This window comes from Aminobacter sp. UC22_36 (assembly GCF_044056035.1).
Taxonomy (GTDB): domain Bacteria; phylum Pseudomonadota; class Alphaproteobacteria; order Rhizobiales; family Rhizobiaceae; genus Aminobacter.
The window spans coordinates 806,993-830,352 of the sequence record NZ_CP171996.1 but is presented as its reverse complement, the minus strand read 5'-3'; the positions used below and the strand labels follow the sequence as shown (position 1 = coordinate 830,352).

19 protein-coding genes and 3 pseudogenes are annotated in these 23,360 nt (G+C 62.9%); 16 read left to right on the top strand and 6 right to left on the bottom strand.

The window, feature by feature from the left end:
* Positions 1–13 precede the first annotated feature (13 nt).
* The 3 genes and pseudogenes from ruvB (at position 14) to ACHMW7_RS07035 (ending at position 2,379) form a co-directional block, all read left to right on the top strand.
* Positions 14–1,055: pseudogene (gene ruvB, locus ACHMW7_RS07045) on the top strand (Holliday junction branch migration DNA helicase RuvB).
* Positions 1,056–1,181: 126 nt separating this feature from the next.
* Complete coding sequence (locus ACHMW7_RS07040; RefSeq protein ID WP_395449587.1) at positions 1,182–1,550, top strand: GNAT family N-acetyltransferase; 369 nt, start codon at positions 1,182–1,184, stop codon at positions 1,548–1,550.
* Positions 1,547–2,379, top strand: a pseudogene (locus ACHMW7_RS07035) (metallophosphoesterase). The gene ACHMW7_RS07040 and the pseudogene ACHMW7_RS07035 overlap by 4 nt, the downstream one beginning before the upstream one ends.
* A 12-nt stretch (positions 2,380–2,391) precedes the next feature.
* Here the strand turns inward: ACHMW7_RS07035 and ACHMW7_RS07030 are convergent.
* The gene (locus ACHMW7_RS07030; RefSeq protein WP_395449586.1) at positions 2,392–3,624 is read right to left on the bottom strand and encodes a glycoside hydrolase family 5 protein; all 1,233 of its coding nucleotides are present in this window, start codon (positions 3,622–3,624) and stop codon (positions 2,392–2,394) included.
* Between the two features lie 325 nt (positions 3,625–3,949).
* Here ACHMW7_RS07030 and ACHMW7_RS07025 point away from each other — a divergent pair, with 325 nt between their 5' ends.
* From ACHMW7_RS07025 to ACHMW7_RS06975, 11 genes are all read left to right on the top strand, one after another.
* Complete coding sequence (locus ACHMW7_RS07025; RefSeq protein ID WP_395449585.1) at positions 3,950–4,771, top strand: class I SAM-dependent methyltransferase; 822 nt, start codon at positions 3,950–3,952, stop codon at positions 4,769–4,771.
* Positions 4,772–4,938: 167 nt separating this feature from the next.
* Positions 4,939–5,406, top strand: coding sequence for a tol-pal system-associated acyl-CoA thioesterase (ybgC, locus tag ACHMW7_RS07020; protein WP_395449584.1), 468 nt, complete (start codon positions 4,939–4,941; stop codon positions 5,404–5,406).
* A 362-nt stretch (positions 5,407–5,768) separates the two neighbouring features.
* Positions 5,769–6,479, top strand: a complete 711-nt coding sequence (gene tolQ / locus ACHMW7_RS07015; RefSeq protein ID WP_395449583.1) for a protein TolQ — start codon at positions 5,769–5,771, stop codon at positions 6,477–6,479.
* 16 nt (positions 6,480–6,495) lie between these two features.
* Positions 6,496–6,948 carry a protein TolR gene (gene tolR, locus ACHMW7_RS07010; protein WP_395451281.1) on the top strand — a complete coding sequence of 151 codons (453 nt, stop codon included), beginning with the start codon at positions 6,496–6,498 and terminating at the stop codon, positions 6,946–6,948.
* A 7-nt stretch (positions 6,949–6,955) separates the two neighbouring features.
* Positions 6,956–8,026 (top strand): hypothetical protein, encoded by a 1,071-nt coding sequence (locus tag ACHMW7_RS07005; RefSeq protein WP_395449582.1) that lies wholly within the window; start codon positions 6,956–6,958, stop codon positions 8,024–8,026.
* A gap of 38 nt (positions 8,027–8,064) precedes the next feature.
* Entirely contained in the window at positions 8,065–9,381 is a 1,317-nt protein-coding gene (gene tolB, locus ACHMW7_RS07000; protein ID WP_395449581.1) for a Tol-Pal system beta propeller repeat protein TolB, read from the top strand.
* Between the two features lie 353 nt (positions 9,382–9,734).
* Positions 9,735–10,244 (top strand): peptidoglycan-associated lipoprotein Pal, encoded by a 510-nt coding sequence (gene pal, locus ACHMW7_RS06995; protein WP_395449580.1) that lies wholly within the window; start codon positions 9,735–9,737, stop codon positions 10,242–10,244.
* Positions 10,245–10,402: 158 nt separating this feature from the next.
* On the top strand, positions 10,403–11,449 hold the full coding sequence (ybgF, locus tag ACHMW7_RS06990; protein WP_395449579.1) for a tol-pal system protein YbgF: 1,047 nt from the start codon (positions 10,403–10,405) through the stop codon (positions 11,447–11,449).
* On the top strand, positions 11,443–12,792 hold the full coding sequence (tilS, locus tag ACHMW7_RS06985) for a tRNA lysidine(34) synthetase TilS (RefSeq protein ID WP_395449578.1): 1,350 nt from the start codon (positions 11,443–11,445) through the stop codon (positions 12,790–12,792). The genes ybgF and tilS overlap by 7 nt, the downstream gene beginning before the upstream one ends.
* Positions 12,793–12,902: 110 nt before the next feature.
* On the top strand, positions 12,903–14,837 hold the full coding sequence (gene ftsH, locus ACHMW7_RS06980; RefSeq protein WP_395449577.1) for an ATP-dependent zinc metalloprotease FtsH: 1,935 nt from the start codon (positions 12,903–12,905) through the stop codon (positions 14,835–14,837).
* A gap of 205 nt (positions 14,838–15,042) precedes the next feature.
* Positions 15,043–16,212, top strand: a complete 1,170-nt coding sequence (locus ACHMW7_RS06975) for a serine hydrolase domain-containing protein (protein ID WP_395449576.1) — start codon at positions 15,043–15,045, stop codon at positions 16,210–16,212.
* Positions 16,213–16,285: 73 nt separating this feature from the next.
* On the opposite strand, the gene ACHMW7_RS06970 is transcribed toward ACHMW7_RS06975, so the two are convergent.
* The gene (locus tag ACHMW7_RS06970; RefSeq protein WP_395449575.1) at positions 16,286–16,918 is read right to left on the bottom strand and encodes a LysE family translocator; all 633 of its coding nucleotides are present in this window, start codon (positions 16,916–16,918) and stop codon (positions 16,286–16,288) included.
* 303 nt (positions 16,919–17,221) lie between these two features.
* Here ACHMW7_RS06970 and glmM point away from each other — a divergent pair, with 303 nt between their 5' ends.
* Positions 17,222–18,574 (top strand): phosphoglucosamine mutase, encoded by a 1,353-nt coding sequence (gene glmM, locus ACHMW7_RS06965; RefSeq protein WP_395449574.1) that lies wholly within the window; start codon positions 17,222–17,224, stop codon positions 18,572–18,574.
* A 141-nt stretch (positions 18,575–18,715) separates the two neighbouring features.
* Here the strand turns inward: glmM and ACHMW7_RS06960 are convergent, their stop codons facing one another.
* The 3 genes from ACHMW7_RS06960 to ACHMW7_RS06950 form a co-directional block, all read right to left on the bottom strand.
* Complete coding sequence (locus ACHMW7_RS06960; RefSeq protein ID WP_395449573.1) at positions 18,716–19,090, bottom strand: hypothetical protein; 375 nt, start codon at positions 19,088–19,090, stop codon at positions 18,716–18,718.
* 169 nt (positions 19,091–19,259) lie between these two features.
* Positions 19,260–19,481 (bottom strand): hypothetical protein, encoded by a 222-nt coding sequence (locus ACHMW7_RS06955; RefSeq protein WP_395449572.1) that lies wholly within the window; start codon positions 19,479–19,481, stop codon positions 19,260–19,262.
* Positions 19,482–19,827: 346 nt separating this feature from the next.
* Positions 19,828–20,478, bottom strand: a complete 651-nt coding sequence (locus ACHMW7_RS06950) for an outer membrane protein (RefSeq protein WP_395449571.1) — start codon at positions 20,476–20,478, stop codon at positions 19,828–19,830.
* A 598-nt stretch (positions 20,479–21,076) separates the two neighbouring features.
* Here ACHMW7_RS06950 and ACHMW7_RS06945 point away from each other — a divergent pair.
* Positions 21,077–21,733: pseudogene (locus ACHMW7_RS06945) on the top strand (outer membrane protein); the annotation flags it as partial.
* A gap of 224 nt (positions 21,734–21,957) precedes the next feature.
* Here ACHMW7_RS06945 and ACHMW7_RS06940 read toward each other — a convergent pair.
* Complete coding sequence (locus ACHMW7_RS06940; RefSeq protein ID WP_395449570.1) at positions 21,958–23,031, bottom strand: helix-turn-helix transcriptional regulator; 1,074 nt, start codon at positions 23,029–23,031, stop codon at positions 21,958–21,960.
* Positions 23,032–23,360: the final 329 nt, after the last annotated feature.

The following is a 23,360-nucleotide window of genomic DNA, read 5'->3' as shown; positions in this document are numbered from 1 at the left end:
CGAGGACGGGCGCATGAACTCGCCCGACCGTCTCATTACCCCCGACAAGCGCGGCGAGGACGCCGACAACAGCCTGCGCCCGCAAACGCTGGACGACTTCGTCGGCCAGGCGGCGGCGCGTGCCAACCTCAAGATCTTCATCGAGGCGGCCAAGGGCCGTGGCGAAGCGCTCGACCACGTGCTGTTCGTCGGCCCGCCCGGCCTCGGCAAGACCACGATGGCGCAGATCATGGCGCGCGAGCTCGGCGTCAATTTTCGTTCGACCTCGGGCCCGGTCATCGCCAAGGCCGGCGATCTGGCCGCCCTGTTGACCAATCTCGAAGAGCGCGACGTGCTGTTCATCGACGAGATCCACCGGCTCAACCCGGCGGTCGAGGAAATCCTCTACCCGGCGATGGAAGACTATCAGCTTGACCTGATCATCGGCGAAGGCCCGGCGGCGCGCTCGGTCAAGATCGATCTCGCCAAGTTCACGCTGGTGGCCGCGACCACGCGGCTCGGGTTGCTGACAAACCCGCTGCGCGACCGCTTCGGCATCCCTGTCCGGCTCAATTTCTACACCGTCGAGGAACTGGAACTGATCGTTCGCCGTGGCGCCCGCATCCTCGGCATGCCGCTGGCCGACGACGGCGCCATCGAGATTGCGCGGCGCGCCCGCGGCACCCCGCGCATCGCCGGCCGCCTGCTGCGGCGAGTTCCGCGATTTCGCCTCGGTGGCCGGGTCGGGACCTGTCGACCGCCGCATCGCCGACGAAGCCCTGTCGCGGCTGGAGGTCGACGCACTCGGTCTCGATTCGCTCGACCGGCGCTATCTCTCGATGATCGCGATGAATTTCGGCGGTGGCCCGGTCGGCATCGAGACCATCGCCGCCGGCCTGTCCGAACCGCGTGACGCCATCGAAGACATCATCGAGCCTTATCTGATCCAGCAGGGCTTCATCCAGCGCACCCCGCGTGGCCGCGTGCTGACGGCCAACGCCTGGAAACATCTCGGCCTCGAGATCCCGCGCGACCTGGCAATCCAGCAGATCAACCTGTTCCAGGAAGAGGATTGAGCATGCCAGGCTATCGTCCCGGACTGATAGCCGACATCGTTCGCCTGCACGCCGAATACTACGCCCGCGAATGGGGTTTTCGGCCTGCCTTTCGAGGCCAAGGTCGCTGGCGAGCTTTCCGCTTTCATGACCGGTTTCAGGCCCGGCCTCGACTTCTTCGCCGCTGAGGACGACGACGGAGGCACGCTCCTCGGAACGATCAGCCTGGAGGCGCCGTCCCCGGATGAGCCGCTGGCGCATCTGCGCTGGTTCATCACCAGCGACAAGGCGCGCGGCACGGGCCTCGGCCGCCGACTGATGGACCGGGCCATGGCCCATGTCGACGCCAACGGCTTTCCCGGCGTCTATCTCACGACATTCGCCGGGCTGGGTCCGGCCCGCCATCTCTACGAGTCGTTCGGTTTCACCCTCGTCGCCGAGGAAGAACGCGACCAGTGGTCGGGCGGCGTGCGCGAGCAGCGCTTCGAGCGCCTCAGCCCGGATGCCAAGACTTGATCACCCGCCGCGGCTTCTTCCGTTTTCTCGGCGGCTCGATCCTGGCCGCGGCAGCGCTTGGAACCTACGCGGTCGGCATCGAACCGATGCTGCTGACCCGGGTGAAACGCTACGCGCTGACCCCGCCCAACTGGCCCGATGGCTTGAAGCTGCGGGTCGTTGCACTGGCTGACATTCACGCCTGCCGGCCGTGGATGACGCCTGAACGCATTGCTTCCCTGGTTAAAGAGGCAAACGCGCTGGAGCCCGACGTCATCGTGCTGCTCGGCGACTATGTCTCCCGCCCGCGCCCGATGTCCGATTGGGTCGACTACTCGGAATGGGCACCAGCCTTGGCGGGCCTGAAAGCACCCTTGGGCACCTTCTCGATCCTCGGCAATCACGATTGGTGGGAAGACGCTGCCGCCCAGCAGGGGTCAGGGCCCTACACTTGCCAGGCGGGCGCTGGAAGCGGCGGGTCGCCGACCAGCTGGCCTTGAGGCCAGGCAGAGCATGGGGCCGCAAGGGCTTCACCGGGCTTCACGACCTGAGAGGCACGTTGGCGAAAGTCGGCGATGAGGCACCTGTCATTCTGCTCGCCCATGAGCCCGACATTTTTCCCGACGTTCCTAGCCGCATTGCGTTGACCCTGTCGGGCCACACCCATGGCGGACAGATACGCCTGTTCGGCTATTCGCCGGTCGTTCCCTCGCGTTACGGCAACCGCTACGCCTATGGCCACGTCGTCGAAGCTGGCCGTAACCTGATCGTTTCGGGCGGCCTCGGTTTCAGCATCGCACCGATCCGTTTCGGCGTGCGTCCGGAAATCCTCACGATCGACCTGGGTTGAGCTGAAGCGAAGCTACTTCAGCCCCTTCACAACCTCGAGCACGTCAGGTTCCGCCTTCCGCCCCTCGAATTCGTCGACGATGCCGAAGGCACCGCCATAGCCCCAGATCGACCAGGCAAAGCCATGCGCCTCGGCGCGGCCGATCATGTCGCTGACATAAGCGGCGCGCCAAGCGCCGGGCATGACGTAGGGGTTGTTGTACTCCTGGCGGATCATGCCGAACTCGCCGAGATAGATGTTCTCCGGCGCGATGCCGTTTTTCTTTGCCCAGGCGTCGACCTGGCGGAACGGCGCGTCGAGCTCGGCCTCGAGCTTTTCCTTGCTGTCGACAAGCGCGATCTGCTCGTCGAGATAAGCGAGCATGCCGGCGCGGCGCAGCAACGGCGCCTCGGCCCTGATCTTCGCCCGGACCTTGTCGAGGACAGCATCAAGCTCGGCGCGCGGCACAGAGTAGGGCGGATAGGGCAAGCCGGTGACATAACGAATGAAATCGCCGGCCCAGGTGGCGCCTTGCGTGGTCAGCAGGAACGGCTGGTAGGAATGGAACGTCCAGATGACATTGTCGTCGGGGATATCCTTGGGGTCGAGTGCTGCGAGGCCCTCGGCACTGCCCCAGCAACTGCCCGACAGCACCAGCGTCAGCCGGGTCGCGGAAGAGCGCGCGGCGGCGTAGAGGCGCTTCAGGCGCTCGGGCCAGGCCTTGGTTTTCCCCGCCTCGCAATCGACGACCGGCTCGTTCATCAACTCGAAGGCGACCTGGCCAGGATCTTCCTTGGCAAGCGTCAGCCCCATTTGCCGGACAAGCTCGACGTAACGGTCGAAGTTGGCCGGATCGTCCATCACCTCTTCCATGCCGATCTGGCCGTTGCCGCCCGCCGAGATCAGGTGGAGATCGACAATCGTCTTGAGCCCGGCGGCGTTGACCAGCCGGGCCGATTCCAGGACGCTTTCAAGCAGTTGCTCGCGCAGAGGTTCGGTCTTTTTGGACAGGAACACCGAGGGGTCGACGGGAATGCGCACGACGTCGAACCCGCCGTCCTTGAGCGCTTTCAGGTCGGCATCGGCGAGCCGCTTGCGCCATTCCGGAAACGGCAGGATGACGTTGGCGTCGCCCCATTTGTCTTCGCTGGGCCAGGTCTCCCAGATGTCGAGATTGATGCCACGCTTCATCGTAAATGTCGCGGCATCGGCCGAGCAGACCGGCAGTGCCAGCCCCAGCAGTGCCATGAGTACAGTCTTGATCATCGCCACCATTCCCGCTCGACCCAGACAGAACTGGTGCCTAAAAGCCCGGGAAAAGGAAAGCCCCAAGGCCGAACATGGTGAAAAAGCCGGGCCGGCATGTAATTAAAGGAGATTCTAAATAATACTTCGCTTAAATGGGCCTCCATCTTTTATCACGGAAAGCTGCGTCGGCTTCACATCGGCACATATTTTAACGCGGCAAAGGGATTCGCAGATTAACCCTAAATAATGATCTTTCAGAGTTTGCCTGATCATGATGGTTATTTATTCGTTAAGACCCCCTATAGTGATCGAATTCAATCAATCGCGCGGTGGGGGCAGTACTATGACAGTGGTTGACCGATGGCGGCCTGAGACAACGGCCGGCGGATTTACGCGGGACGATGAGGCGATCGAGTTCTACACGCGCGTCAACGCCCTTGTGGACCCCGACATGGTCGTCGTCGACCTGGGTGCGGGGCGCGGCTCCCGTTTCGACCAGGGCAGCGCCCCGTTCCGCAAGTGGTTCTGCAATTTCCATGGCCGCGTCAAAAAGGTCATCGGCATCGACGTCGACCCGGTCGTGATGACGCATCCGCATCTCGACGAAGCGCTTGTCATGAAACCTGGTGGCCGCCTGCCGCTCGAGGATGCCAGTGTCGACGTAATCATCTGCGAATGGGTGATCGAACATGTCGAACATCCAAACGAGTTTGCACGGGAAATTCACCGGGTCCTGAAGCCTGGCGGCTGGCTCTGCGCGCTGACGCCGAACCGGCTCGGCTATGTCGGGATCGGCACCAATCTCGTGCCGGAAACGGTGAAGGACCGCATGATGCGGCTGGTATGGCCCGAGCGGCCGCGCGAGGATGCGTTCCCGACATTCTACCGCATGAACAGTTTGGGCAGCATTCGGCGGGCCTTCGGCGACAAAAGCTGGTCGCACCATGGCTACGTTTCCAACGGTACGCCGAAGTATCACGGCGGCACGACAGTGGGCTTTGCCTTCGTCTCGCTGCTGCAATGGCTCGTGCCGCCTGCAATGCGCACCAACCTGCTGGTATTTTCGCGCAAGCGCCCGGGGCCGGTCAACACGCAGCCTCGCATGCCGAACGGCAGCCAGGCAAAGCGTGGAGCGCCAGCCGAGAAGCACAGCGAAATGGCCTGACGGGACCGCGATGACGCGCTCTGCCCACGGCAGGGTGGTATCGTCATCGATGAGCCCGCGCCCGCAATGCCGTCAGACGGTTCTTGATCCTCGTCGCCGATAATGCCATCGGATTCCTGCACTGTTGCCGGATTTCCCTGGCGATGCGGCCGGAACGAGGACGTGTGATGGCGGATCATGTTGACCAGGACCTGCTGGCGGCCGGCCTTGCCGGCGCCCTGACGCCGTTCGGCCACCGCCTGATGGCACGTGTCTACTATGCCGACACCGACTTCTCGGGCGTCGTCTACCATGCCCGTTATCTCGAGTTCTTCGAACGCGGCCGCTCGGACTTCCTGCGCCTGGCCGGCGTGCACCACACCGAACTTGCCGACGGCAAGCATGGCGAGAAGATCGTCTGGGTTGTCAGGCGCATGGAAATCGACTTCCGCGCTTCGGCCAGGATCGACGACATCCTGACCATCGAAACCCGAACCCAGGACATCTCCGGCGCCCGCATCACCATGGCCCAGCAGCTGAAGCGCCGCGACGAAGTGCTGGTCGAGGCCAAGGTCGAAGCGGCGATCATCGGCGAGAACGGCCGGCCGAGGCGTTTCCCCAAGGACTGGATCGAAGCCTTCATGCCCGGCCAGTGAGATCGGGTCGGCGGCGCCGGCTGAACCGGCGGGCGGGCGACTGAGCCCTTGGCGATCACAAGATCGTGTGACGACCGGGCCGCGATTGCGGCCGTCGGACCGCTCCGGCCCCTGATACGCCGGGCGACAGCTTAGCGCGGCGGCATATTCCTAACCCATCTTTAACCATAACGGTCCATTAAGGGACCAGTGAAAGTCGTAAGGATTCCGAGCGGCCTTCCTTTCACCAAATTTCGCCCCGAAAAGGCCGAAAAGGCGCATTTTGGGGCACTTCCGGAAGCTTCGCGCGAACGGACCACGATGGGATGATGCGCAAGGGCTAGCTGCGAGCCGGGCCCGGGAATCTTAAGGACTGTTACAAGATGGAAAACCTACCTCTCGCCCAGACCGGCGCGGAATTGTCGATTTGGGCGTTGTTCTGGCAGGCCGGCTGGGTGGTCAAGCTGGTGATGCTGGGCCTGCTCGGCGCATCGGTCTGGACCTGGGCGATCATCGTCGACAAGCTGGTTGCCTACAACCGCATGCGTGCGGCGCTGAACCGCTTCGAACAGATCTTCTGGTCGGGCCAGTCGCTGGAAGAGCTCTACCGCAACCTTTCCGACCGCAAGACGTCAGGCATGAGCGCGATCTTCGTCGCCGCCATGAAGGAATGGAAAAAGAGCTTCGAGAAGGGTGCCAAGTCGCCGCTGGCGCTGCAGACCCGCATCGACAAGGCGATGGACCTGGCGCTGACGCGCGAGATGGAACGACTTGAAGGCCGCCTCGGCTTCCTCGCCACCATCGGTTCGGCAGCACCTTTCATCGGCCTGTTCGGCACCGTCGTCGGCATCATGACCTCGTTCCAGGCCATCGCCGGCTCGAAGTCGACCAACCTTGCTGTCGTCGCCCCCGGCATCGCCGAGGCGCTTTTGGCAACCGCAATCGGCCTGCTCGCCGCTATCCCGGCTGTTATCGCCTACAACAAGCTGTCATCCGACGCCGGCAAGATCGCCCTGCGCATGGAGGGCTTCTCCGACGAGTTCTCCGCCATACTCTCGCGCCAAATCGATGAAAAAGTCGCGCAGCGGGCCTGAGGAGTAGACCATGGGTATGTCAGTTAGCGCGGGCGGTTCGGGCCGCGGCGGGCGCGGCCACCGGCGGCGCGGCCGCCATCACGGCCTGATGTCCGAAATCAACGTCACGCCGTTCGTCGACGTCATGCTGGTGCTGCTCATCATCTTCATGGTGGCCGCACCGCTGATGACCGTCGGCGTGCCGATCGACCTGCCCGAGACCCAGGCCAAGGCGCTGAATTCGGAAACGCAGCCGATCACCATCTCGATCAACGAAGCCGGCCAGATCCACATCCAGGAAACCGAGATCCCGCTTGAGGAAGTCGTCGCCAAGCTCGGCGCGATCGCCAAGGCCGGCTACGAGGAACGCATCTACGTGCGTGGCGACAAGACCGCCGACTACGGCACGGTGATGAAGGTCATGGCTCGCATCCAGGCCGCCGGCTACAACAAGATCGGCCTCGTCACGCTGCAGGAACAGGACCAGTAGTCCCGCGATGAAGACCGGCCTCACGACATCTGTGGTTTTGCATGCGGCGATGCTGGGCTTCGGCCTGTTCACGCTGTCGGCACCCAGCGCCCTCGAAGTCGCCGACGTCGAGGCGTTCCCGGTCGACATCGTGCCGGTGGAATCGATCACCCAGATCCAGAAGGGCGACAAGAAGGCCCCGGCCAACGAGAAGCCGGCGCCCAAGCCGACAAGCCGGCCCGACATCGTGCCCGACGCCCAGAATGTCGGCGACAACAAGACCGACAGCGACAAGCCGCCGACGCCCGAGCCGACGCCGAAGGAAGTCGACGTTGCTGCGGCACCGCCGCCCTCGCCCAAGCCCGAGCCAAAGCCGACGCCCGTCGAGCAGCCTAAGCCCGAGCCGGTGAAGCAGGCCGAGCCCAAGCCGACACCGGTGCCGGCGACGGAGGTGACGCCACAGCCGCAGCCCAAGCAGGATGTCAAGCCCGACCCGGTTGCCGAGACCATCGTCTCCGACCAGGCCGAGGCGGAAGCCGTCAAGCTGCCCGAAAATGCGCCTTCGCCCGAGGCCAAGCCACAGCCGCCGCAGGCGCAGACGGCGAAGACACCGGACCGCAAGCAGGACGACAAGCAGACCCAGCAGGCCTCGTCCAAGCCGAAGTCGGAAGAAAAGGAATTCAACGCCGACGAGGTTGCAGCGCTGCTCAACAAGCAGAAGCCATCAGGTGGCGGCGCCAAGCGCTCGACCGAACAGGCATCGCTTGGCGGCAAGAAGGACACCGGCGGCAACAAGCTGAGCCAGAGCGAGATGGACGCACTGCGCGGTCAGGTGCAGCGCTGCTGGAACGTGCCGGCAGGCGCCATGGACGGCGGCGGCCTCAAGGTTTCCATTCAGTTCAATCTCACCCCGAGCGGCGAGGTCGAGGGGCGGCCGGAGATCATCTCCGGTGGTGGTTCGGCCGGTATCGAGCGCGCAGCAGCTGAATCGGCGCGCCGCGCCGTCCTCCAATGCGCCCCCTACAACCTGCCGGCTGACAAATATGCCGGCGGCTGGGACCAAGTCATCGTCAATTTCGACCCGAGCGAAATGTTCTGAGCGCCACCGCGCTCACCCGGAACTAAGAGGCCTACCTAATGAAGCATGTAATCAAAGCGATCCTTTTGATCAGCGCGATGGCGAGCGGCATGACCGCGTTTGCTACCTTGCCCGCACGCGCACTGGTCGAGATCGATGTCAACAAGGGCAATGTCGAGCCGCTGCCGATCGCCATCACCGATTTCCTGTCGGGCGATGCGATGGGCGCCGAGATCGCCGGCATCGTCGCCGCCGACCTGCAGCGCTCGGGCCTGTTCGCGCCGATCGACAAGGGCGCCTTCATCGAGAAGATCTCCAACCCGGATGTCGCGCCGCGTTTCGAGGACTGGAAGGTCATCAACGCCCAGGCGCTGGTCACCGGCCGCGTCAGCCAGGAGGCCGACGGCAGGCTCAAGGCCGAGTTCCGGCTGTGGGACACCTTTGCCGGCCAGCAGCTCGCCGGCGAGCAGTTCTTCGCCAACAAGGCCAATTCGCGCCGCATCGCCCACATCATCGCCGACGCCATCTATGAGCGTCTGACCGGCGAAAAGGGCTACTTCGACACCCGCGTCGTGTTCATCGACGAGTCGGGCGCCAAGACCGCGCGCAAGAAGCGCCTCGCCATCATGGACCAGGATGGCGCCAATGTGCGCTACCTCTCCGACGGCCGTTCGATGGCGATGACGCCGCGCTTCTCGCCGACGCGCCAGGAAATCACCTACATGTCCTACGAGAGCGGCCAGCCGCAGGTTTACCTGCTGCAGATCGAGACCGGCCAGCGCGAACTCGTCGGCAACTTCCCCGGCATGACCTTTGCGCCGCGCTTCTCGCCCGACGGCCAGAAGGTGATCATGAGCCTGCTGCGCGACGACGGCAATTCCAACATCTTCTCGATGGACCTGCGCAGCCGCACCACCACGCGCCTGACCAATTCCAGCGCCATCGACACCTCGCCGTCCTATTCGCCCGATGGTTCCAAGGTCGTCTTCACCTCCGACCGTGGTGGCCAGCCGCAGATCTACGTCATGGGCGCCGACGGTTCGGGCCAGACCCGCGTCTCCTTCGGCGGCGGCAGCTATTCGACGCCGGTGTGGTCGCCGCGTGGCGACCTGATCGCCTTCACCAAGCAGTCGGGCGGCCAGTTCCAGATCGGCGTGATGAAGACCGACGGCTCGGGCGAGCGCATCCTGTCGACCGGTTTCCAGCAGGAAGGCCCGACCTGGGCACCCAACGGCCGTGTCGTCATGTTCTTCCGCGACCAGCCCGGCGGCGGCGGTCCCAAGCTCTACTCGGTCGACCTCACCGGCCGCAACGAACAGGCGATCCCGACCTCGGGCTTTGCCTCCGACCCGGCCTGGTCGCCTCTGCTCGACTGATGCATCGCCGCGAAAGTCGGATTCGACCTTTCGGGAAGGACCATGCACCGTGTCAAAGTGTGACAACGTCCTTTGCGCGTCCAAGTCGACGCAGCGCTGATAAGAACTTTCGTTAACCTTCCCTTGTGAAGGCGCGACTTATGGACCAGGCGGCGTCATTTGCCCAATGACGCCGCCTTTCTGCCGTATTTTCGCCTACGGTGCGCGGCGAAGTGCATGTTCGACGACTGCCGTATGCGGGGACGCTACAGCGAGCGGCAACGAAATTTTAACCACGTTCATTGAATGCCGGTTAACCGCAACGTGGTTACTGGATGTTCAACGAAATCACTCGAATGCGAAGGAGAGGCTGGATGCGCCGTATCGCAAAATTTGCAACCAACCCTGTGGTCGTGGCCCTGATCGCCTCTCTGGCGATTGCCGGTTGCGCCTCGAAGAAAACCCCGAACAACGCGGCCGATCTTGGCCTCGGCAGCGGCGCAGGCGCGGCTACGCCGGGCTCGTCGCAGGACTTCACCGTCAACGTCGGCGACCGTATCTTCTTTGACACCGACTCTTCGTCGGTTCGTGCCGACGCCCAGGGCATCCTGAGCCGCCAGGCACAGTGGCTGAACAAGTACGGCCAGTACGCCGTCGTTGTCGAAGGCCATGCCGATGAACGCGGTACCCGCGAATACAATCTGGCGCTCGGTGCTCGTCGCGCCGCAGCTGCCCGCGACTACCTGATCTCGCAGGGCGTCGCCTCGAACCGCCTGAAGACTATCTCCTACGGCAAGGAACGCCCGGTCGCGGTTTGCGACGACATTTCCTGCTGGTCGCAGAACCGTCGCGCGGTGACGACGCTGTCGGGCGCCGGCAGCTAAGCGGCCCCAAAGCCATGAAATTGAACAAAAGGCGGTCTTCGGGCCGCCTTTTGCTTATCTGCTGCTCGAAACAAAATTTGGCCGAAGTCTCCGGTCCTGATAAATGACGAGAGCGCATCGGCGCAAAACAACCCATTCTCTTCCACGGCGAGAGGCTAATGCATTTTCGATCAATCCTGAGTGGCACGCTTGCCATCTTCCTTTTGTCCGGGGCGGCCGCGCATGCGCGCGACGGCATCGGCATCGACTTCCCAAAGATCGGCCTGCCGGGCGTGTTCGGCAGCAAGACTGAGAGCACCGAAGCTCCGATACAGCTCGCCCAGGCGGGTGATCCGCGTGTCACCACGCTCGAAGAGGAAATCCGCAAGCTCAACGGTTCCATCGAGGAGCTGAACTTCCAGATCCTGCAGATGCAGGAGCAGATGCGGAAAATGCAGGAAGACAACGAGTTTCGCTTCCAGGAAATCGAGGGCGGCGGACAGAAGAAGTCCGACGCCTCCGGCAAGACCAACAGCTCGATCGTTGAGGCGCCCACGGCGCCTCAACCCGGTGCGGCGCAAACGGCGACCGCTCCTGCCGCCGGCGGAAGCGTTGGCGAAGTGATCACCGAATCCGGCACCGGCGAGCCAGGTGCAGTTGCCGGTGGCACCGGCGCGCCGCCGACAACCTTCGGCACCATCACCGTCGATGCCAATGGCAACGTCGTGTCCGACACCGCCAACCCGCAGGCCGCGGCACCAGCCCAGCCGCAGGCCCCGGTCGCTGCACAGCCGGCCCAGCCGCAGGTCAATGGCACCGCCGTTGCCGCGTTGCCCGACACCAACGATCCGGACGAGCTTTACCGCAACTCCTACCAGTTCGTGCTTTCGGGCGACTACACCACCGCCGAGCAGGGTTTTCGCGACCATATCTCGCGCTTCCCCGCCGACCCCAAGACGGCTGACGCGCGCTTCTGGCTCGGCGAGTCGCTGCTCGGGCAGAAGAAATATCGCGACGCGGCCGAAATCTTCCTCGCCGCCAGCAAGGAATATCCGAAGTCCAAGAAGGCGCCTGAAATGATGCTGAAGCTTGGCGTTTCGCTGGTCGGCCTGAAGCAGCGCGAAGTCGCTTGCGCCACCTTCAGCGAGATCGGCAAGCGCTATCCCGACGTCTCCGGCGCAATCAAGGAGCGGGTCAAGCAGGAACGGGCTCTCGCCGCGTGCTGACGCCGCCGATCGACGCCGATTTTTATCAAGACCTTTCCGAGTTCGACTTCGCCGCGCAGACAACGATCGTCGCAGCAGTTTCAGGCGGCAGCGACTCGACAGCGCTTCTTCTTCTTCTCAAATCCCATCTCGACCGGCATGCGCCTGCAACGCGGCTTCTCGCCGTGACCGTCGACCATGCGCTGCGGCCCGGTTCGGGCGCCGAGGCCGATCAGGTAGCGCAGCTCTGCGCGCGCCATGAGATCGCCCACCGCACGATGCGCTGGACCGGCGACAAACCGTCGACCGGCATCGCCGCTGCTGCGCGTGACGCCCGCTACGATCTCCTGGCACAGGCCGCGCGCGTGGCGGGTGCAACAACCATCGTCACCGGTCACACCGCCAACGACCAGGCCGAAACGGTGCTGATGCGCGGCCAACGCGGCAAAGGCCGCGGTGCTGCCGGCATGGCGCCAGCGACGTTGTTTGATGGCGACGTCTGGATCGTCCGCCCCCTTCTTGGTCAGCGCCGCGAAAAACTGCGCGATGTGCTCAGAGCGCGTGGCACAGGCTGGCTCGACGACCCGACCAACACCAACCAAGCCTATGAGCGGCCGCGCATGCGCCTGTCGCTGCGACAGGACGACAACCAGCGTTTCGAGGACGCCCTTGCCACCGCGCGGCAGGCAGCTGTGGCGCGAACCGAACTGGGCGAGCGTGCAGCGGCGCTGATCGCCGAGTACGCCAGCCGCGCCAGTCCTGGCCTGCTCGGTCTCGATCCGGCATTCGCGCAGGTATCCGACAGGGATGCGGCTGCCTATGCGCTGCGCATCCTGATCGCTGTCGCCGGAGGAACAACGCATCTGCCGGACAAGGCACGCATCGAGAACCTGCTGCAGCGACTGGCCGGCAATTCAGCTGCGGAAAAACCGGCCCGCGCCACATTGTCGCGCGCGCTCGTCGACGCCAGGCGCACCGGCATTTTTGTGTTGCGCGAGGGGCGCGGGTTGCCTTTGCCAGCGCCACTGGTGGCGGATGTCTGGGACGGCCGCTACAGGATCTCAGCGCCGCAACAGACGCCTGAAATGACCGTCGCGCCGCTCGGTGTCGCCGCCGCCTCGGCCATGTCACCAAAAGCTAATGCACCGCAAAGTCTTGTCATGTCTGCGCTTGCGGCCGAGCCGGCACTTTGGCGTCAGCAAACATTGGTCGGCTTGGCAGTTCTAACAAATGCAGTCGCCCTCGCCGCGCCCTGGGCGCGCTTCCTGCCGGCCTTCGATCTGGGACCGGCACGGGCAGTACAAACCCTGATCGATGCGGCCCCTGTCCCGGCCTCGCCATGCCGTGGTCACATTGGTGTTTGACCTTAACCCAGACTTAGGGACGTGCTTGGCAATGTCGGAGCCCGTGCCTATGTTAGGGGCAAGCTTACTCTCACCATACGCGTTCCCCACGAACGCCAACGGGAAACTCGATGAATCCGAACTATCGCAACTTCGCGCTGTGGGCGATCATAGCCGTTCTGCTCATCGCCCTGTTCAATCTGTTCCAGACCCCGCAGACCCGCGGCGCGTCGAGCGAAGTGGCCTATTCGCAGTTCCTCCAGGATCTGAATTCCGGCCGCGTCAAGACGGTGACGATTGCCGGTGACCGCATCAGCGGCACCTATATCGACAACTCGACCGGCTTCCAGACCTACTCGCCCGGCGACCCCACCTTGGTCTCGCGGCTTGAGCAGAAGAACGTCACCATCAACGCCCGTCCCGAGAACGACGGCTCCGGCTCGATCTTCTCCGTGCTGTTGTCCTGGTTGCCGATGATCCTGATCCTCGGCGTGTGGATCTTCTTCATGCGCCAGATGCAGTCCGGTTCCGGCCGCGCCATGGGTTTTGGCAAGTCCAAGGCCAAGCTTCTGACCGAAGCGCATGGCCGCGTCACCTTTGGTGATGTCGCTGGTGTCGACGAAGCCAAGGAAGACCTCGAAGAAATCGTCGAATTCCTGCGCGACCCGCAGAAGTTCCAGCGCCTCGGCGGCAAGATTCCGCGCGGCGTGCTGCTCGTTGGTCCTCCCGGCACCGGCAAGACGCTGATTGCGCGCGCCGTCGCCGGCGAAGCCAATGTACCGTTCTTCACCATCTCCGGTTCGGACTTCGTCGAAATGTTTGTCGGTGTCGGCGCAAGTCGCGTCCGCGACATGTTCGAGCAGGCCAAGAAGAACGCGCCTTGCATCATCTTCATCGACGAAATCGACGCCGTCGGCCGCCATCGTGGCGCTGGTCTTGGCGGCGGCAATGATGAACGCGAGCAGACGCTGAACCAGCTGCTGGTCGAGATGGACGGCTTCGAGGCCAACGAGTCGATCATCCTGATCGCCGCGACCAACCGTCCCGACGTTCTCGATCCCGCGCTGCTGCGTCCGGGCCGTTTCGACCGCCAGGTCGTTGTGCCCAACCCCGACATCGTCGGCCGCGAGAAGATCCTCAAGGTCCACGTCCGCAACGTGCCGCTGGCGCCCAATGTCGACCTCAAGGTCGTCGCTCGCGGCACGCCGGGCTTCTCCGGCGCCGACCTGATGAACCTGGTCAACGAATCCGCACTGATGGCGGCGCGGCGCAACAAGCGCCTCGTCACCATGCAGGAGTTCGAGGACGCCAAGGACAAGATCATGATGGGCGCTGAGCGCCGCTCCTCGGCGATGACCCTGGCTGAAAAGGAGCTGACCGCCTATCACGAGTCCGGCCACGCCATCCTGGCGCTCAACGTGCCGTCGGCTGATCCGCTGCACAAGGCAACGATCATCCCGCGCGGCCGCGCGCTCGGCATGGTCATGCAGTTGCCGGAAGGCGACCGCTATTCGATGAGCTACAAATACATGATCTCGCGTCTGGCGATCATGATGGGTGGCCGTGTCGCCGAGGAGTTCAAGTTCGGCAAGGAAAACATCACCTCGGGTGCGTCTTCCGACATCGAGCAGGCGACCAAGCTGGCGCGTGCCATGGTCACGCGCTGGGGCTTCTCCGACAAGCTTGGCCATGTCGCTTATGGCGACAACCAGGAAGAGGTGTTCCTCGGCCATTCGGTTGCCCGCACCCAGAACGTCTCGGAAGAGACCGCGCAGATCATCGACGCCGAAGTGCGCCGCCTGATCGACGAGGCCTATTCCACGGCCAGGACGATCCTGACCAAGAAGAAGAAGGACTGGATCGCACTCGCCGAAGGCCTGCTCGAATACGAGACTTTGTCGGGCGAAGAGATCAAGCAGCTGATCGCCGGCAACAAGCCAGCCCGCGACATGGGCGACGACACCCCGCCGTCGCGCGGCTCGGCCGTGCCCAAGGCCGGCTCGACCCGCGGCAAGAAGAAGGGCTCGGAGCCCGAAGGCGGCATGGAGCCACAGCCGTCGAACTGAGGCTGCCAGCCTATCAAGTGAATGAAAAACGCCGCTGAGGAAACTCAGCGGCGTTTTGCATTCCGGGCCCGCCGGCAAGGAAGCTCCAGCCATGCTGGAGGTAGCCGCCAAGCTTTCGCCGAAGTTGTAGGCGCGCATGCCGCCCATGCTGGCGGCATCCGAATCGTATTCGATCGGCAGGCCGCCACGGAAAGCGGGATAGATCATGATCTCAACGCGTCGTTCATTGCTCAAACTGGGACTGAGCGGATTGCTCATTCCTCAAGGACATCTGGCTTTCGCGGGTGAACAAAAGAACCCGTCGTTCGGAGCCTGGCGCCGCGATTTCGAAGCCGGCATTCCCGCGAAGATGAAGGCCGCCAATGTTGCAGGCGCAGCCGTGGCAATTGCGTCCAAGGAAAACGCTGCGCTTTATTCAGGAGCTTTCGGCTTTGCCGACCTGAAACAACGGCGAAAGCTCACCGTCGACACCCCCATGCACCTGGCCTCCGTCAGCAAGCTTTTCACGGCTTCCGCACTTGTGCAGCTGTTCGAGCGCCGCGGCCTCGACCTGCACGGCGACATCAATGATTTCATCGATTTTGAGGTCCGCAACCCACACCATCCGCAGCTGCCGATCACGCCCCATCACCTGCTGACCCACACATCGAGCGTCTTCGATGAAGGCCATGGCGACGTGTCTTTCCCGGGCGATCCGAAGCAGAGCCTGTCGGACTTCCTGCGAAACTACCTTGTGAGGGGCGGCAGCGCCTATGCGCCCGAGACCTCCTTCCTCAAGGCGGAGCCGGGCGCGAAGTGGGAATACAGCAACGTCGCCGTGGCGCTCGCAGGTTACGTCGTCGAACGCGTCAGCGGGCAAAGCTTCTCCGCTTATGTGCAGGAGCACATCCTCGACCCGCTCGGCGTGGCAAATGCCCATTGGTACATCAGGGAGTTTGCACCTGACGTGCTTGCCAAGCCTTACACGTTCGAGGGCGGTGCGTTCGTCGAACTGCCGCAGCAAGGCTATCCCGACGTTCCCGCCGGAATGCTGCGCTGCTCGGTGAGCGATCTCGCAAAATCGCTGCATGCCATGCTGGGAGCAGGCCCGAACGCCATCCTGTCCCATCGGGCATCAGCCGAAATGTTGCGCAGGCAGGTCGACCCGAAGATTTACCCCTATCAGGGGCTCGGCTGGACCGAGGAGGAAACCGCTAGCCGCAAGATCGTTGGCCACACCGGCAGCGACAACGGTGCTTCCAACATCGTCGCCCTGTCGGAAGACAACAGCCATGTGGCGGCGCTTCTGATGAACAACGACGGCACCCCGGAGAGCGGCGCGTTCCGCGCTTCGGTCATCGATGACCTGCTGGCCGGCGCCAAGCTTGCAGGTTGATGAAAGGCTCTGAAAAGACGCCGTCGCGGAAACTCTGCGGCGTTTTTTCATCTCGGCGCGCGGGCAACCACGCTCAGTTTCGGCTGCCCAACGCCACCCGGAACGCCAGCCCGGCAAAGACGCTGGCGAGGCAATATTGCGGCAACCTGCCCAGCCGAACCAGCCCGCCCGCCCGCTGGCGCAACTGGCAGCTCAGCAGGATGACAGAGCCGTTGACGAAGAAGCCGATCCCGTTGAGCACCGTCGCCAGCACCAGTGTCTGGCCGATCATCGACCCGGCTTCAGGGCGGATGAACTGCGGAAACAGCGCCAGCACAAACAGCGCCATCTTCGGGTTGAGCAGGTTGGTGGCAAGCCCCTCGCCGAGGATGCGCCTCGACGAGAACCGTTTGAGGTCCGCGTCAGGCGCAAAGCCCGCGGTCTCGGAGCGCAGCGTCTTCCAGGCGAGATAGAGCAGATAGGCGCAACCGGCCCAGCGCACGACCTCATAGGCGGTGGGCACGGTGACAAATAGCTGCGAAAGCCCGAGGGCTGCGGCAAGCGCATGGCAATAGGTGCCGAGCGCGATGCCGAGATAGGTCAGGAAACCCGCCGAGCGCCCCTGGCTGATGCTGCGCGAGGCGATGAGCAGCATGTCGGGGCCGGGCGTCGCGGTGAGAACCACTGAGGCGGCGGCAAAAAGCATGAGTGTGGAGATATCCGGCATATCGTGTTCCTTCGAATGGGCCGGAATTCCTCTCTAGCGGGATTTGCGGGATTGGCAAGGTGGGCAGACAGTCCTCTGTTGGGCCACGCGCAAGGCCAGCCTATGATCGATTGAACGTCATCCCCTAGGAACATATCAAGCAAACGCTCGGGCGCTTCGAATTCGACTGGGCCAGCATGACAAGGCACAAAAACCCAACCCTTTTCTAAGCTTTTGTGACATAAACTCACCAAATGTGATGCGTTGGTCGGCCCGGCTTGTGGCAAAGCAATCGCGGGTGGACTTCACGGGGACAGGCTAAACATGGCTGGACGCTATTTCGGCACCGACGGCATTCGCGGACGGGCCAACAAATTTCCGATGACCGCTGAGATTGCGATGAAGGTCGGCATGGCTGCCGGCCTGTCGTTCCAGCGCGGCAGTCACCGCCATCGCGTCGTGCTCGGCAAGGACACGCGCCTGTCGGGCTACATGATCGAGAACGCGCTGGTGGCCGGCCTGTGCGCCGCCGGCATGGACGTGTTCCTGCTCGGCCCGATCCCGACACCGGCCGTCGCCATGCTGGTGCGCTCGCTGCGCGCCGACATCGGCGTGATGATTTCGGCCTCGCACAACCCCTACCACGACAACGGCATCAAGCTTTTCGGCCCCGACGGCTACAAGCTGTCCGACGAGATCGAGGAGCGCATCGAAGCGATGCTCGACCAGGACGTCGAGGCGCTGCTCGCCGATTCCGACGGGCTCGGCCGGGCCAAGCGCGTCGATGGCGTGCATGACCGCTACATCGAATTCGCCAAGCGCACCCTGCCCCGCTCGATGTCGCTGTCGGGGCTGCGCATCGTCGTCGACTGCGCCAATGGCGCGGCCTACAAGGTGGCGCCGGCCGCCCTTTGGGAGCTCGGCGCCGAGGTCATCGCCATCAATGTCGAGCCCAACGGCTTCAACATCAACCAGGAGTGTGGCTCGACTCATCCGGCCGGCCTGCAGAAGAAGGTGCACGAAGTGCGCGCCGACATCGGCATTGCGCTTGACGGCGACGCCGACCGCGTCGTCATTGTCGACGAGAATGGCACCGTCGTCGACGGCGACCAGATCATGGCGCTGATCGCGCAGTCCTGGCAGCAGAGCGGCCGCCTCGCCGGCGGCGGCGTGGTGGCGACCGTGATGTCGAACCTCGGCCTCGAACGCTTCCTCAGCGACATCAACCTCGAACTGCACCGCACCAAGGTCGGCGACCGTTATGTCGTCGAGCATATGCGCGCGCACGGGCTGAACATCGGCGGCGAGCAGTCCGGCCACATCGTTTTGACCGACTATTCGACCACCGGCGACGGCCTTGTGGCAGCACTCCAGGTGATGGCCTGCATCAAGCGCTCGAACAAGCCGATGAGCGAGCTGAGCCGCACCTTCGAGCCGGTGCCGCAGCTGCTCAAGAACGTGCGCTTTTCCGGCGGCAAGCCGCTCGAAGAGACACTGGTGAAGGCTGCGATCGAGGAGGGCCGCAACCGCCTCGGCAAGACCGGCCGTCTGGTGATCCGCCCGTCAGGCACCGAACCCTTGATCCGCGTCATGGCCGAAGGCGACGACCCGCAACTGGTCGAAACCGTGGTCAACGACATTGTCGGTGTCATTTCGGAAAGCCGCTCGGCCGCCTGAGCAAGCCTCTCATGGATGAAAAAAGCCCGCTTCCGGCGGGCTTTTTTGTACGCTGAAACTGACTAGGTCCAGCGGCTGTATTTGGCCGGTTGCCACGTGGCACAGCACTTCGACAAGCGCGAATGGCGCGTCGAAGATCGCCTAGTCTGCGCAAGCGCGAAAGATGATCGCAGCAAACATCAGCACGCCGGCAAACACCACCAGAGATGACACGGCAACAACCGGCTCGAATGCCGGATGCCCGGTCAGGAGCAAATAGAGCGCCGGCGTCATGACGACCACGCCGCCGGTGTAGACATAGTACTGCACCTTCGCCAGGCGGGTGCCGGCGCCGCGCGGGTTCAGGGCGTGAAATGTGCCGAAAATGGACATTGTCACCCAACCGAGGAGGTTGGTATGTGCGTGCGCGCCAGTTGCGGCGTAGTCATGCGCAATCGACATCTGCAGGCCAACCAGGATTCCGGCGACGAGAAAACAGATCGCCGTGATGAAATACACTCTCGCAATGCCAGGCATTTGCTCCCTCAATATTTGCTTTTGTCAAAACATCGATACGCACTTGCAAATTGCGTATGCGACTGGCCAGCAGGCACCTGGTGAACGGCCAATGCCGCTTTCGCTCTTTTGCGCTGCCTGACCGTCCGCATGATTGAATCATCCGGGAAGGTTTCGCGGCGCGGACCTGTCAGAGGTCGCGCGGCCCGGCGTCGGAACCATTCCAGCCGCCAAGCATGTCGAACGCCTCCATTCCGTCTGGCCGTCGGTCAAGATGCGAGCGCGGGCTGGCCAAGGTGATGCATGACCATGCCTTGCGTAGTACCCAGCCCATGTATGATGACTGAGTGTGAGCGGGTCGCTCCACCAATGCTGCATCAATCTGCTGCATCTGAAATGCTTCGTCTGTCATGCACGTATCCCCCGATACTCACTCCGCTCGTCTTGCCGTCCTGCGCGAGCGTTTCAAGACCGGGAATATCTGTCGGCGATGTCGATCATGCTGTCACTGCCTTGGGCGCGGTGACCGTGCACATTGGGACGTTCGGTCATCAAAATGAGACGTACAATCATGGCTGGACGACTGATGGCGTCGGCAGGAGTGTACCGATCCCAATTGCGGGCCGCGCCGACGCGAACCTTGAAGGCTGACATCGCTGTGGCCAGCGCCCACGGGTGAACCGCAGGCACCGGCCTTTCAGGCGCGCCCCGTTGCCCCAGGGTTTCCTGATCCGAAAAGACATTGCCCCAGTTGGCGGTCAGAATTTGTAGGCGATGCCGATGCGGACGTCGCTGGTCTTGAGCCCGATGTCCAAGGGCGGTACATCCTGCAGGTCGAACGTCCTGCTTCCGAGATCGGCGTGACGATACTCGGCCCGGAAGATCATGTTGTCTGAGAAGGCGTACTCCGTGCCCAGGCCGAGCGTCCAGCCCGTGTAGGTCGTGTTGAAATTGCCATCGGCTCCGACGAGCCTCTGATCTACCGCGGCAAAAGCAACGCCGCCGGCAACATAGGGAAGCCACCGGCCCACTGCGTATCCGAGGCGCGCACGGACCGCGCCGGTTCGGTTTATCTCCTGGATGACTGGGTAGTCGGCGGGCCAGGGAATGCCGGCCGAATTGTAAACGAGTGCACTATCATCGGCCCCACTCCAGGCCATGTCGGCCTCAATGCCGACGACGACGTCATTGCCGAACTGATAGTTCGCACCGGCATACACACCCCCGATGAAACCGGCCGGCTTCGGATTGGCATGGTCATCAATTCCTTCAAAGCTGCCATCTCCCCAGACATATCCCGCTTGCGCACCGACATATCCGCCTGTCCAGGTGAAGGCGGCACCGTCTGCTGCGAGTGCGCTACCGGAGACGATGCAAAGGCATGTCGTGGCAAATAGGATCTTGTTCATTACCCATCCCTAGATCAGTCGGAGGCAGATTTGTGCGGCTCGACAGAAGTGATTCCGAACCAGAGTGCGAGAGGCCGATGCAACGCGAACACATGTTGCGCGCGCCGGCCACCGGCAGAGTATTGGGTGGACTGCCGTGGTTGCTCTCGCACCGGCTGGCCATGCTGTCACTGCCCCACACCAGCTTTGAAAACACATTGGGACGCTCGGTCATGAAGATGAAACGTGCGGTCATGTCGTTCGGAGTGCCGTTGCCGAGAAGTCTTTCACGTCGCCATCCGACGAAGCCTTCAGGTGGCGCAAACCCCGCTGGGAAGCCCGGGGCTTGAACTCAACCGGCTATGGGCCCGGTCAAGTGACCCGTTGCAACGCCGGAGTGCGAAAGTGGCCGACACGTGCCCCGCAACACGTGTTGCGCGTGCCGGCCACCCAGCAGAGCATTCGGTGAACTGCCAAGGCGGCTCTCGCACAGCCAATTTGCGCTGTCACTGCATCGACCCAGCTTGCCGGACACATTGGGACGCCCGGTCATCAAGATGAGACGCGCGATCAAGGTGCGTGATCGGCTTCTCATGTAGAGAAAAACGATGTTCTCCGCATGCGAATCTTGGGGCTGCTCGTGAAAATTACTCTCAGAATTACTGCAATATATTCTGCCTTTATCTTGGGTAGCGTTGCGGCCCAGGCCGCCGATCTGACCGTTGAGCCAGCACCGGCACCGGTCGCGGAACGCTTCGCCTATGACTGGAGCGGCTTTTACATCGGCGTCCATGGCGGCATTGGCGGCGGCACTTTCAAACACGCGTTCGATCATACCGCCAGTCCTTTGGATGAGGCTGGCGATTACCGCCTCGCCGAAGACATCACGGCCTTTGGCGCGTTTGGTGGCGTGCAGGTCGGCTACAACCACCAGCTTGGTCCCAACTGGGTTGCTGGCGTCGAAGCGGATCTTTCCGCATCCGGACTCAAGGCAAAGGACTCCCAGAGCTACAACTGGATCGATCTAGGTGAGTTCGGCAACCGTGACGTTGAGACCAAGATCGCCTGGTTTGGCACACTGCGGGGCCGGCTCGGCTATGCCATGGACAACTTCCTGATCTACGGCACCGGCGGCGCGGCCTACGGCAGTATCAAGACATCTGCCATCGATAACGACTACTGGGATGACGGAGCTTCCGGCAACACCCGCAGCCATTCGTTTTCCGACACCAAGCTGGGTTGGACGGCGGGCGCCGGTTTCGAATACGGCGTGACCGAGAACATCACGCTCAAGACCGAATATCTCTATGTCGACCTGGGGAGTATCGAGACTTCCGGACATAATGAGTTTTTACGGCGACGACGGACGTACCAGCGTCGACACCGCATTCCATACGCTCAAGACGGGCTTGAACTACAAGTTCTGACCAGGCTTCGTGAACCAGTCGGGCGGCTCGCTTGCCGCCCTTCGTTGCCGTGGCGATCACAAGAGCGGGGCACTCACTCCGCCGCTTCGGCCTCCCTGGCTTGGGCAGATGCGAGCCAGGCTTCGGCTGTCGAGCTTTCAGTCCCCGCGTCGTTCTCCGCCCAGCTCAGGTACAAAGTGCTGCCTTGCGATCGCTGGGTCAAAGCCAGGGCAGCGCTCGGGCTCATGCCATATCGTTTCCTGAAGGCGCGACTGAAATGGGCTTCGCTGCGAAAGCCGTGCTGGTGGGCAATGGCCGATATCTTCATTTTGCCTGCGGTTCTCACAATCGCCTGCAGGCTGGCTGTCAGCCTTTCGCCAAGCAGCCAGCGCTGCACGCCGCCATGGGGTTCAAACGATCGAAACAGCTTCGATCGCGACATGCCGAGTTCGGACGCCAGTTCCTCGGGGCCGAAGTCCGGATCAGGCATTCTCTTTCTGGCCAGCCGATGCGCACGGCTCAGTACATTGAGGTCGTCGCGCATTCTTCTCGAAGCGGCGGCAGGAAAGGTCGTCGCGGCAAACCGCAATATGCCATCGACGGCGGACTGGGCCTGATCGACGCTGAGCTCATTGATATGCTCGATGAGCGTTCTCATCTGGGCCCCGATGACCTTGGCGGCGGGGCTGTCAGCGCCCAACATCGTGCCGTGGACATCGCCTTGCAGGCCCAAAGGCGCGCGCGCTCTGTCGAAGGTGAGCGTAATGCCCTCGTAGCCGGGCGTGAAGGCCTCATAAGGCAAGGAATAGTCGACGACGACGACATCGCCCGGAATCTGGGTTTGCTTGAGCCCGTCATAATCCGTCACCACGCTGCCGCCGATGAGCATGTAGATCGACATCTGCGAGATCGGCCGATCCTCGATGACGCTCTGCGGGCGCGACATCGAAATAGCCGAGCCACCATTGATTTGCACAAAGGCCTCCGGAAGCTGCCAGGTGCAGCCATGGAAGTCGAACAAGGCCATGTCGGTATCAACAGGGATTGCCACGTCGACGAGCCTGGATATTGCGAGCTTCCAGGCTGCGTAGGACTCCACTCCTGGAGCAAATGGCCAGACGATGGCCAGCGACGCGCACGTCTTGGGATTGCTGTCTGCATCAAGCATCGTAATCACCCCCGTCACTTGCCCTCGGCGCGCCTGCACCCGGCAGGTGCCACACTTCCACGATCGCCCAAGACCGCATCCCATTGCGCGCGCAGCGTTGCGAACCACGCATGCGAAAGCAACACAAGTACCGCAAGCTCCAGCAATCGCCAGCCGAACCGGCCCAGGTCCGCGTGTCATAGCCAAAAGCAATATCCCCGCCACCTTGCGGCACCGAGCCAGCAAGACACATGACTGAGCGTCCCATCTTCATGACTGGGCGTCCCAATGATCTTGGCGCGCTCGCAGGGTCAGCAACAGCTCAATTTCGCCGTACCACTACTGCTGCT